Source organism: Alteromonas stellipolaris (genome assembly GCF_001562115.1).
Lineage (GTDB): Bacteria > Pseudomonadota > Gammaproteobacteria > Enterobacterales > Alteromonadaceae > Alteromonas > Alteromonas stellipolaris.
Window position 1 is genome coordinate 4,099,300 of record NZ_CP013926.1, and the last position, 12,136, is coordinate 4,111,435.

Annotated in this window: 9 protein-coding genes; 4 read left to right on the forward strand and 5 right to left on the reverse strand. The window is 39.5% G+C overall.

Going from position 1 to position 12,136, the window contains the following annotated elements; all coding sequences use genetic code 11:
* Positions 1–4: 4 nt before the first annotated feature.
* The 4 genes from AVL57_RS17305 to AVL57_RS17320 are packed head-to-tail and all read left to right on the forward strand — an operon-like array spanning position 5 to position 4,330.
* A complete protein-coding gene (locus tag AVL57_RS17305; protein WP_138118241.1) occupies positions 5–1,318 on the forward strand; it encodes a hypothetical protein in 1,314 nt (437 codons plus the stop codon).
* 16 nt (positions 1,319–1,334) lie between these two features.
* On the forward strand, positions 1,335–2,930 hold the full coding sequence (locus tag AVL57_RS17310) for an aldolase catalytic domain-containing protein (RefSeq protein WP_145974497.1): 1,596 nt from the start codon (positions 1,335–1,337) through the stop codon (positions 2,928–2,930).
* Between the two features lies 1 nt (position 2,931).
* Positions 2,932–3,693 carry a 3-deoxy-manno-octulosonate cytidylyltransferase gene (locus AVL57_RS17315; RefSeq protein WP_057795838.1) on the forward strand — a complete coding sequence of 254 codons (762 nt, stop codon included), beginning with the start codon at positions 2,932–2,934 and terminating at the stop codon, positions 3,691–3,693.
* Positions 3,680–4,330, forward strand: a complete 651-nt coding sequence (locus AVL57_RS17320) for an HAD family hydrolase (protein WP_057795836.1) — start codon at positions 3,680–3,682, stop codon at positions 4,328–4,330. The genes AVL57_RS17315 and AVL57_RS17320 overlap by 14 nt, the downstream gene beginning before the upstream one ends.
* A 422-nt stretch (positions 4,331–4,752) precedes the next feature.
* Here the strand turns inward: AVL57_RS17320 and AVL57_RS21215 are convergent, their stop codons facing one another.
* The 5 genes from AVL57_RS21215 to AVL57_RS17345 form a co-directional block, all read right to left on the reverse strand.
* A complete protein-coding gene (locus AVL57_RS21215; protein ID WP_057795834.1) occupies positions 4,753–5,724 on the reverse strand; it encodes a hypothetical protein in 972 nt (323 codons plus the stop codon).
* A gap of 186 nt (positions 5,725–5,910) precedes the next feature.
* The gene (locus tag AVL57_RS17330; RefSeq protein ID WP_232363265.1) at positions 5,911–7,428 is read right to left on the reverse strand and encodes a sulfatase-like hydrolase/transferase; all 1,518 of its coding nucleotides are present in this window, start codon (positions 7,426–7,428) and stop codon (positions 5,911–5,913) included.
* A 348-nt stretch (positions 7,429–7,776) separates the two neighbouring features.
* On the reverse strand, positions 7,777–8,847 hold the full coding sequence (locus AVL57_RS17335) for a glycosyltransferase family 2 protein (RefSeq protein ID WP_057795831.1): 1,071 nt from the start codon (positions 8,845–8,847) through the stop codon (positions 7,777–7,779).
* Between the two features lies 1 nt (position 8,848).
* The gene (locus AVL57_RS17340) at positions 8,849–9,811 is read right to left on the reverse strand and encodes a hypothetical protein (RefSeq protein ID WP_057795830.1); all 963 of its coding nucleotides are present in this window, start codon (positions 9,809–9,811) and stop codon (positions 8,849–8,851) included.
* Positions 9,812–9,833: 22 nt separating this feature from the next.
* Entirely contained in the window at positions 9,834–12,116 is a 2,283-nt protein-coding gene (locus AVL57_RS17345; RefSeq protein WP_057795828.1) for a glycosyltransferase family 2 protein, read from the reverse strand.
* Positions 12,117–12,136: the final 20 nt, after the last annotated feature.

The window sequence follows — 12,136 nt, forward strand, 5'->3', positions numbered from 1 at the left end:
CGCAATGTTTTACGCAGATATACAAAGCTATTCATCTATAAAAGGAGCTCCCCAAAGCTCTTCATTGATAGCCATATTGTCACAGGCGGTATTCCAGAAAAATGTAGACACTGCTATTTTCGTCATAGAATCAATATTTAGGGACGAGCATGTCAAATTTGAACACCCCTCATTACTAGGGGTATCCACTTACCCACGAGGTCAGATAACACAAGGAATGTGGAATGCGATAATTTTTTCAGATGAAAATTTTGAAAGCGCCTGGGCTATGATTCAATCTACGAGTTTCGTAGACTTTATTATAACTGGCTCGAATATCTACTATATTGGAAAAAATAAAACTGACTATGTTGATAGTCAGCTAACAAAGCTAATTGCTACTATCAATGAAGGGCTATTGTGGAAAGATAGTGCTAAGAAGATTGCTTTTGAAATTGGGCAAACTACTCCATACCATTTTTTCTACGATCAATTTAAGTATTTACGATACCTCTGTACTTCGAAAATAGTGTACACGAATAGTAAACCTATTTTCTATGACCCTAAAGTATTCGACATAAAACTTTCTTATAGTAAGCCCGATGACACCGTTACTTTTTTTCCTGCTGTTGTAACTCAAAACTCGTGTAATGCATTGGGTTATGGTGGTGGGGATAGGACTCAGAAAGTACGAGTGCCATCAAAGCTGTCCAATAATGAAGTAACCGCAGCGCGTGTTAGAGAGTGCATGGAATCAATGGAACTTGCACTTCTAAATGATGGAAAAAAAGGAAGCACTCTTTCCGACCCATCAAAAAAACTCACTTTAGAATTGTGGATTGGTATTACATCAGCTAAGCGCGCCTGGTTAGAACAGCTAGAAGGTTATACCAACATACTAGAAAACTTGGCCAAAACATTCAACACAGTTAATGTCTACGTTGATGGAATGACATCAGCAATCAATTCATCGAATCCGACATCAAAAGATATCGAAATTTACAATCTATTAGTTTCGAATCTGATGTCAGTTGAAAATATTAAATTGATTTCATTAATAGGGTTTGATTACAAATCAAAAATCCAAAAATGTTTGAATATTGACGCGTTTATTACCAATGGAGGCACAAGTTCATTTGTACCGTTGAGGGTTTTGAAAAAACCAGGAGTTATTCATACAAACTCTAAACTGATGACTTTTCCTGACACTTACACAGATGTTACGTTAATCACCGGTAAAGATGAAAATTCTACTAGCAATGAAGATCAAGCTGGCACTTTGTCATACAGTTTGAATTGGCAAGAAATATTAAAGGCTCTAAAGAGTCATTTGAAATAGAAAGGAAATTAATATAGTGATAGTTCTTGATTGCACACTACGTGATGGCGGTTATTATAATAGTTGGAATTTCCCTCAGCACGTGGTGGAACAATATCTACAGGCAATGGAAGCAGCTAACGTTAATATTGTCGAACTTGGTATGCGCTCTTTAAAAAACGAAGGTTTCAAAGGCGCTGCTGGCTTTACTACCGAGGATTATCTAGATACGTTGCCCATACCAACCTCACTAAAAGTTGGCGTGATGGTTAATGCATCTGAATTAGCTAGCGCACCCTCTCTAGAAGAAGCACTTGACTCACTTTTCCCTAAAGATGCTGACAAATCAAAAGTCGATTTAGTAAGAATTGCTTGTCATGTCCATGAATTTGAGCAAGCTTTGCCAGCGTGCGTGTGGCTAAAAGAAAGAGGGTTCTTAGTCGGGTTTAATTTAATGCAGGTTGCTGAACGCTCTCAAACTGAGGTTGAAGCGCTAGCATTGGCAGCTTCGAAATATGATATCGACGCTTTATACTTTGCCGATTCAATGGGGAGCATGGGACCTGAACAATGCAAAACTATCATCACATGGTTTAAAAAGCATTGGAATGGCGCTATTGGTATTCATACGCACGACAATATGGGTAAAGCACTACAAAACACCCTTACGGCTATTGAAGAAGGCGTGACTTGGCTAGATGCTACAGTTACGGGCATGGGACGCGGGCCTGGTAACGCAAGAACAGAAGAGCTTGTTATTGAGGTAGCTGCTTTACAGGGAAAAAATGTTAACTTAGTCCCGTTAATGGCTATTATTCGTTCATATTTCCAACCACTCAAAAACAAATGTGGCTGGGGCTCGAACCCATTTTATTTCCTCTCTGGAAAATATGGTATTCATCCGACTTTTATTCAAGAAATGCTTAGCGATCCTCGGTACAGTGAAGAAGATATATTGGCCGCTATTGAGCATCTTAGGGTTGAGGGCGGCTCAAAGTTTAGTTTCAATACACTCGATGCCACTAGAAACTTCTTTAAAGAAAAAGGTAAAGGTGCGTGGTCTCCCAAAAGCCAAATCCTTGGAAAATCAGTTCTAATTCTTGGAGCGGGTCCAGGATTAAAGCAGCACACGTCGGCAATTCAATCATTTATTGAAAAGCACTCCCCTGTTGTTATTGCTATGAATGCTCAAAGCACGCTACCAGAAGAGTTGGTCGATTTGAGAATCGCTAGCCACCCAGTTCGCTTACTTGCTGATTGTCAGCATCACTTAGTGTTACCACAACCACTGATAACGCCTGCTTCGGCTTTACCTGATGATGTTACCGACTCACTCCAAGACAAAACTCTTTATGATTTTGCTTTGGAAGTTAGCGAAAACACTTTCACTATAGGTGAAACTTCAGCATCAATACCAAACTCTCTAGCTATAAGCTATGCACTAGCTGTTGCTGCTGCAGGATCTGCTAAACATGTTTATTTAGCTGGGTTTGATGGTTTCGGCTCAGGCGATAACAGAACGCAAGAAATGCAAAAAGTGTTAAATGCATTTATTGAACAGGTAAAGTTACCCATAACTTCAATTACCTATACCGAATACGATATTCCATCGATCTCAGTTTATGGTGTCTAATATGTCGCAGAGTGAAAGAGCTGTTGTGGTAATACCTGCTAGATTCGCTTCTAGCAGGTATCCTGGAAAGCCACTCGTGAAGCTTCTAGGCAAGCCAATGATATTGTGGGTCGCGGAACTCGCAGAAAAAGCTATTGGTCAAGAAAATGTGTACATCGCAACTGATGACGAGCGCATTAAGAATGTTGTCGAAGATGCGGGGTTTAATATAGTAATGACTGGTCCAGCGCTAACTGGAACAGATAGATTAGCCCAAGCTGCCGAACAAATTGACGCAGACATTTTTATTAATGTTCAAGGCGATGAGCCTCTAGCTGATCCTTCTGATATTATAAAAGTGTTAGACCAAAAACAAAGTTACCCTGAATTTGTTATCAATGGCTTTAGCTATCTAAACGATGATGAAGACCCTTCTAATATTAACATCCCCAAAGTTATTACTACTGAAGACGATAGATTAGTGTATATGTCTCGCGCGCCCATACCAGGTTTTAAAGACCAAGAAAACGCGCCTAAGAGGTATAAAAAGCAGGTTTGTATCTACGCTTTTAGTAAACACGAGTTAAGTGCTTTTGGGAGTTTTAGTAGGAAAAGTCTTTTAGAACAATCAGAAGATATAGAGATACTGAGGTTTCTTGAGTTCGGTAAAACCATAAAAATGATTGAGACCAAACCAGGAAGTTATGCAGTTGACGCACCTTCTGACGTTGAAATTGTTGAAGAAGCTATGAAATCTAGAGGGTTTAAAAATGAAACTCTCTGATTATTCAACTATCGCGTTTGATTGCGATGGTGTGATATTGAACTCAAATAAGGTAAAAACAAATGCTTTTTATGACGCTGCATTACCTTATGGTGAGAATAATGCTGAAAAGCTAAAAAAATATCATACACAAAATGGCGGAATCTCTCGATTTAAAAAATTTCGTTGGTTTGTAGACTTTTTTTTAGAGAGGTCTATTCGAAATGAAGCCTACGAGCAACTATTGACGCGTTATGCCGACATCGTTGAGAAAGGACTACTAAACTGCGAATTTAATGAAGACCTTTACGAATTAAAGAAACAGACACAAAACGCAAATTGGTTGATAGTGTCTGGAGGCTCCCAGTCTGAATTGCGAGCATTATTCAAAAAACGTAATTTAGCTGATCTTTTTGAGGGTGGAATATACGGAAGCCCTGATTCAAAAGAAGAAATTTTTGATAGAGAACTAGAGAAAAATAACATCAGCGTTCCTGCTTTATTTATAGGCGATAGTAAGTATGACTACTTTTCTTCAAGTAAATACGGACTAGACTTTGTCTTTCTTAGTCAATGGACAGAAGTGGATGACTGGAAATCATTTTGTGAAGAGAACGGCATAAGCTATGTTGATTCTCTAAAATCGTTTAACCAGTAGATATCTAATTAGAACAAGCCTCATTTTAAGGTGCTATACATTCAATATGGAATGATTAAAAACTTAGGAGTAAAACGAGGCGTAGTAGTGTGACTGCCAAGGGATAAGGGATACTGACGGTAGAAGTGTTTCCGTCCGGTAATGCCCAAATTCAATTTGGAAGTTAGCTGCGGCATGGGGTTCTCTTTTTGCTAAGGAGAACAACCATGCAGCAACATTAACGAAGAGAAATGCAAGACTGGCTTAATTTATTTGAGCAACAAAGACAAAGCGGACTCACCGCTGTTGAATTTTGTCCAGCAGTAAATTAATGTTCATACGTATTGCACGACGCGACATCAGGCTTCACGAACAAATAGCTAGCTTTTCCAGTGAAGCGCGAAGTGATGAAAGTTGAGTCGTACACTGAGGTAATTGAAGTACTAGCGCTTAACAACGTCACCAAACAAAACTTCCCCCGTCCCTTTAACTACGAAATCTACTTGAGTACCATCTTTAAGCTTTTTAGGGTAGACAAAACTAAACCCGATAAAGCCACTTCGATGGATATTTCTCTCGTTCGCGGTGCTTCTGTACTCACTTGCTAGAAGGTCAGCGATTTTCTTCTTACCTACACGTGCTTCTAACGCTACCGCAGACTGACTATCGTAATTGGCAGCCCAACCTTTCATCATTTTCCCTTCATCACTTTTAGCCATGTTTGTTTTGCCGTAACGGATGAAAGAGCTATCAGACTCTACGGCTAATTTTTGACGTTCAAAACGAGTAAGTGCAAACTCATAGAGTTTAAAATCGTGCTCGTTATGCTTTTTAACTAAAGCGACTTCTTCTTCTGACAACTCATATCGAGATGACTTTTTTTCAGTATTCTTATTGATATCAAGCCCCTGAATATCAATAGAGTACATTTTATTAATGAGTGCCAATGATTCACTGTAACGTTCGGTTAGACCTATAAAGCCAATAGCATCAGGCCAAGTACCCTGAAAAGCCTTGTATTGAACATTTTTAAATCGTGGTTCATTTACAAATTCACTAAATGACTTCTTATAACGGTGATGCCGCGTAAAGTGCTCGTAATGAGAACGGACTTGCTGGAGAGGGTCTCGAACGAAGGTAACAGCATTTTTTGCAGGAATAAATGGAGCATACTTGGGATGATTCACATGCCCTGTAACAAACTTTGCTTTCTCCACTATGTTCATTCCAGACGCATACCTGTCACGCTTATCATACTCTAACGCTCTGATTTCTGGATTAGTTTCCTTCGCCTTGGGCCCATAATCATAAAAGACATGCTCTTTGCCAAAATACTGTTCGGCTGCAACGCGAAAACTAGAACCAGCTGTCTTGGATATATGAATAAAGAATAATGGGTAATTAATTGCTTCCATTTTGTCCTATCTAATAGAAAAATTTCATGGGAAATTGAGGGTTAGCATTATACGCTGGGTTTCAGCGTTAACACGCGACTTCAATTCTTATTCATGAATTAACTTTGCACTAAATTTTTACGCTTAAAATTCGTGAATGCTATCAAGCATCAAGAAGCTATCTGACTCAACAGCGCATGTAAAGTATCAAGGTGTTAAATAAAAAGACAACCAGTCACGTTCTTGAGAATTTAGACTATCTTGTTGGGGTTGCCGTAGCATTTCTGCGTTCCATTTTTCATATAAACCTCTGAGTTCTTGTGCTTTCTCAGGCATATCTGAAATTAAGTTGTTCGTACTTGACTCTTCAGAAGATAGCTCGAATAAAAACTCATAATCTGAGCCCATTCTAAGATATTTATAATTCCCGAGCCGAACAGCGGACTGATTCCAAAATCTCCAGAAAAGAGGTCTCTCTGAAAGATAGTTTTTATTAAAGCCTTCTGTAGGGAAGATATCGACACCATCTAATTCAGATAATATATCTTCAGTCGCCCCCGCAACTTTTATTGCTGAGTAAAGAACATCCAAACTAATAACTGGCTCTTCAATAACAGTATTGTTTTGCAATTTGTCTGGCCAATGTACGATAAAGGGTACTTTTATACCGCCGTCTGTCAGCATGCCTTTTTCGCCTAACAAAGGGGTATTAAGCGACCCATTCCACGCCTCTTTTTTCTCACTGATAGGTGCATCGGTAAAATCAAGTCCGATTGGCGCGCCGTTATCACTAATAAATGCGATAATCGTATTATCTAAAATTCCGTGTTCTTCAAGCTTTGAGACTATTTTGCCTACACCCGAGTCTACAGCGTACATCATTGCTAACGCATACCTGCGTCTATTCGATGTTTGCTGAGGGAATAAGGATAAGTAATCTTCTGTTGCCTCTAAAGGCACATGAGGGGCGTAGTGAGCTACGTGAAGATAAAACGGCTCATTGTGGTTAATGTCAATAAATTGGGATGCCGCATCTGAAATAACATCCAGCCTGTAGTCTGAATTGTTCACCCACCCTAGCTCTGTTGTATTTCCATGCAAATCGTAATTGGCCCAATAGCGATTTGCATAACCGAAATAGTTATATCTATAGCCCAAAGATGAAGGGTAATATTGCTCTTTCAATGAAGAGGGTAATTTTCCTGGATTAAAATCTTCAATAGGAGTATCTGGAAAATTCTCCCTAAACCAAGGTTTTGAATTTTGGTCGATCTCAAGGTGCCATTTTCCGACTAACCCAGTGGTATAACCCAAATCTGAAAATCGATCACCCATTGTCACCACGTCTTTAGGTATTGGCGTGTACCTATTGTCATCTACCCCAAATCTTTGCTGATACATGCCAGTAATCATTCCCGCGCGTGAGGGAGTGCACTGCGGAGCGGTAATATAGCCATTTGAAAATAGTACGCCGTTAGCAGCTAGCTTATCTATATTCGGAGTTTCTATATCGTTAACTATATTATGAGCCCCTACGTCGGCATACCCCTGATCATCGGTGAAGATAACAATGAAATTTGGTTTAGATGGAATAATTAAAGACTGCGCACTGACACTAAATTTACTGCCAGATTCGTCCACTAGTCTTGCTGTAATTGTAAAAGGAGTGCGTTTGCGTACTTGTGGAGCAATAAAACTAAATGTCTTGTCGCTTGTCTTTGACACATCTAGGGGAGCCCCAAGTGACGAACTCCACGATTCAAGTGTCACACTCTGATCGCTGCTCGTTTGGGAGGAGTTTAATGTTACAAATACTTTTACATCAGATGTAAATTCTTTGGGCAAGGCTATTGAATAAATGTTGCCTGTTTGATTTTTTCCCGAGGATGCACTCTGCGAAGACGAATGTGAATCGCCTCCACAGGAACATACACATAATAATGCTAAGAAAGACAAGCCCCACAGTTTTATCGCATCCATACTTTTATTCCAGATAAGGCTTAATCGCTATAAAGAAAAGTTAGACCATTATTGAACTGGCTCGAAACCATTGTCAATAAGGTAAAAAGTTTGCTACTTAGCTCTTACACCTCTATTAACAAGCGCTTTTTGAATTTCTGACAGCGTCACTCTTTGAGTAACTCTTTTAATTAGCTCAAGATCTTCAGATGACGCATTTTCTATTATTTGCAAAACGAGCTCGAAGTTACTAGACACATAGTGCCTTCCTTTTTCGATAGCCCGCCGTAGAGCAGGTCGCTCTAGATTTTTATTCATGTAACTTTCGTATTTCTTAAGTGAAGAGCTCGAAAAATTTACACTTTGAAGGTGCGGAAATGGGCCATATCCATTTCGGTTACTTTTCAAAGAAGAAACTCCGTCACTTTTATGTATGATGTTTGGCCTTCCTCTAGCAAGTAGTGCTACATACTCTCGTTGGCTGCGGAACATCCGATGCATCACAAACCAAGAATCTATAGGCCTATTAAGAAAATCATGCGACAAGAGCGCCCCAGTTTTTCCGTCTGATATAAATTTGTCTCCATTAGGCAAGACTCTTCTATACTTATCATCTCGAGGACCATGGGGAGTCAGGAATGGCTTATTGACAGAAGTTGATATGAGGCTCTTAACATGGCGGGAGCGCGATACGTCAATCTGTTGATCTATCGCCCGAGTAAATGTTTCAGCCGATTCACATTTATTTCCCCATTGGAAACTGATGACTTCTGGCCCATCTAGTGACTGAACCAAGCTTTTAATTTTCATACCTAAATCAGTTGGCACTAAAAATTCGTCTATGTCCAAAAATAAACAATGTGTGAATCCCTGACCTCTACTAGTCGCTAAAGCGTCTTGGTAAACTTTAGTTTGCGGGTTACCTTTGTAATTTTCAAATAGATCATCTGCATTGACGAAATTAACTCGACTGTCTTTTTCAAATATTTTGATATAGTCGGGCGTATTGTCGCTACAGCGATTAAAGTGTATTTCGATCGCATCGACACCCAAATATAAGTGATGAAAAATCCATTCAGCTAAATATGCGGCTTCGTTTTTTGCTATTGCAACCAGCTTGATTTTTGAATCAGGAGAGCGTTTTAAAAGCGCATCTTTAATGTTATGTAATAGGTTAAAAAGCATATCAGCTAACTACATCTTTAAACATTATTAACTGTGTTTGCTTTTCTCTGACTTTTACTACTTGTCCTTTTTCAAAGGTCGCTGGGTATTTATAAACTTTACCCACAAAGCCACTACGGTGAATATTCCGTTCCGCTCCCTGAGCTCTGTAATCTGATAATTTCAGCTCGTCTACGACTTCGTCGTCTAACAAGATATCTGCTTCTAGAGCCTCTTCTTGCTCATAGCAACAGCCCCACATATTAAGCTGCTTTCCTTTATCTTTAAGTGCCAAGTTCATTTCACCGAACCTAACCAATGGAAGGCCTTTGCTTAAAAGATCTTTATGCAAGTCAAATCGCTTCAATGCATAGTCATAAAGTGCAAAATCTTGAGGGTTCATTTTACGAATCAATGAAATTTCATCTTCACTGAACATATAGGCACCAGAGGGTTTTGCGGTGTTTTTATTTATATCTAATACTTTAATGTCAGTACTATAGTATTGATTAAACAGCGTAATTGATTCACTGTACCTTTCAGTTATACCAATAAACCCTATCGCATCGTTCCACACTCCATTAAGTGCTTTGGATTGCATATTAGCAAATCGGTTTTCTTTAATGAAATCTTTGAAACTGCCTTTATACCCGTGAAGTCTAGAGAAATGCTCAAAATGAGAGCGTATTTGTTGGGCAGGTTCTCGAACAAAAGTTACTACGCTCTTCGGCTGAAAAAATGGCGCATACTTGGGGTATATGACATGTCCAGACAAAAACTTAGCATTGTTCTTAATACACTTTGCAGCTAGATATCTATCCTTCAACTCATATTCATATTTTAATATATCGGGATGCGTTTCTTTTGACCCTTGTCCGTAGTCAAAATAAGTGGCGTCAGAGCCAAAATATTGCTCAGCTGCAACTCGAAAGCTAGAACCGGCGGTTTTAGGGATGTGTATAAAAAATAGGGGGAAATTGTTCATAATACTTCTAATTGTTCAGTGCCTAACGCAGTGAAAAGTTCTCATGGGTATTGGACAAATTAGGGTTATAAGCGGTGTCATTGGACAACAGCTTTTTCCACTTTTCCTTCATGTACTCACTTTCTTTATTAAATCTGGCTATTTTTTCTGGCGTATCTTCTTCACCGCGACTTATCGACTCATGGTGGTAAAGCTCGGCCCACGGTGTAAACAGGTTACGATAGCCCGCAGTGTGCACTTTTAAACAAAAATCTACATCGTTGAAAGCGATGGTTAGATCTTCTTCATTTAGCCCGCCTACTTCTTCAAAAACGGACTTTCGCACTAGTAAACAGGCTGCAGTTACAGCAGACATATTCTGAACAAGGTGCAATCGCGTGAAATAACCGGGTTCACTCTTGTGGAAGTACTTATGTGAGTGTCCAGCAACGCCTCCTATTCCTAATACAACACCGGCATGCTGAATAGTATCATTCGGATAGTAGAGCTTGGCTCCTACACAGCCTATTTCAGGTCTTAACGCATGGGAGACCATTTCTGTTAACCAGTGCTCGCTGATAACCTCGATATCGTTATTTATTAAGCCAACGACTTCTCCGCTTGCTTGTGACACCGCAAAGTTATTAATTGCCGAATAGTTAAAAGGCTTATCCCACTTCAACACACTGAAGTTCATTTTCGCTTCAGAATATTCATTAAAGAGGCCTAATGTTTTCTCACACGTCGTTTGATTATCTACAACAATAATTTCAAAGTTATCGTATGTTGTTTTGTCATAAATAGACTCTAAGCACTGCTTTAAAATATCGTAGCCATCTCTTGTCGGTATAACCAAGCTGACTAAGGGCTGCTCAGTTGGCAACGACCAATTGACCTTATACGTATTAGGGTATTTGCCTTTTTCAACAGATGCACTTTGCTTTGACTGAGAAAGATAATGTTTTATAGACTCAATTCCTGCATCGGTTGTATATGATTTAGCTGATGCATTCGATGCTGTCGAGTTCTCAATAACTCGCCAATGGTAAAGAATGAAGGGTAAATGCACCACTTCTTCACGACTAAGATTAGCTGTAGCTCTTAATAGCAAATCGTGATCTTGTGAACCTTCAACACCAACTCTAAAGCCACCAATTTTTTTAAGTAAGCTGGCTTTATAAACTACCGGATGACAAATGTAATTTTGACTTAGCAGCAAGTCTGGATTCCAGTCCGGTTTGAAATGGGGTTGATGCCGATTTCCTTGCTCGTCTATTTTATCTTCGTCGGCATAGAGAACTTGCGCTGATGCATTCTCGGTAATGGCCTTTGCGAAGAAGGATAACGTATGTGCTGGTAAAGTATCATCGTGATCAAGTAAGAGTACGTAATCATTAGCCACTAAGCCTAATGCTTCGTTGCTTGCTTTAGAAATATGTCCATTTTCATTAAGCAACTTAACGTTTATATTAGAATACTGCTGTTCATATGCCTTCAATACTTCGATGGTTTGGGAGTCAGTTGAAGCATCATCTGCAATACAGAGTTCCCAGTTTTTATGAGTTTGTTGTACCACAGAGTCGATACATGCTTTTAAGTAAACAGGGTCGGTATTGTACGTCGGCAATATGATAGAAAACTTCACTTGAGACTGATTTGCAGTGAAAGCTTGTTTCATCCTCTCTATGGCGCGCGGCTCGTCAAACTCTACCCAAAACGGATAGCTTTTCTCCATTGCACCATGAGTAAACGTATTATTGTATTCTTTGTAAACTGTATCTATTAACCGTCCACCATTGAGTTTGCAGTTGGCGGCCAGGTATTCTTCAATGTTATCGACATGATTAAGTAACTTGTACAAGCGCTGTTTCATGTGCCTCATTGCAATGAAGGATGGCACTTTTGAAATCATGAAAGTATTTATTGTGAACTCTGTTTCTGCTTCACAAGGGTCAAACCTGAGCATAGCGTTTGCACTTTCAAGGTAAAAAAGTCTATTCACGAACTTAGTGCTATGCCAAGGAACATCAATAGACACCAATTCACCTTGTTGAAGATTAGAATAGAGCTTGCCTACGTGCGACTGATGATTTGCCTCGTTAATCTTTATACGTAGCAAATACCACCCTTTACTAAAGCTACGAGTAGGGACGCGACGTGCAGGATGGATAATGAATTGCGGGTCTTCACCACTAGATAACCAACTAGAACCGCGATTGCCTTCCGGGACAGGCTCTAACTCATGATGGGGGACGATAATTAACTTTTTGGCTAGCCGATACGCTAATCGCTTTAAAGCTACAGGCTTGAGAATTTTAGATAACAAAACGAGTGAACACCTTTTCC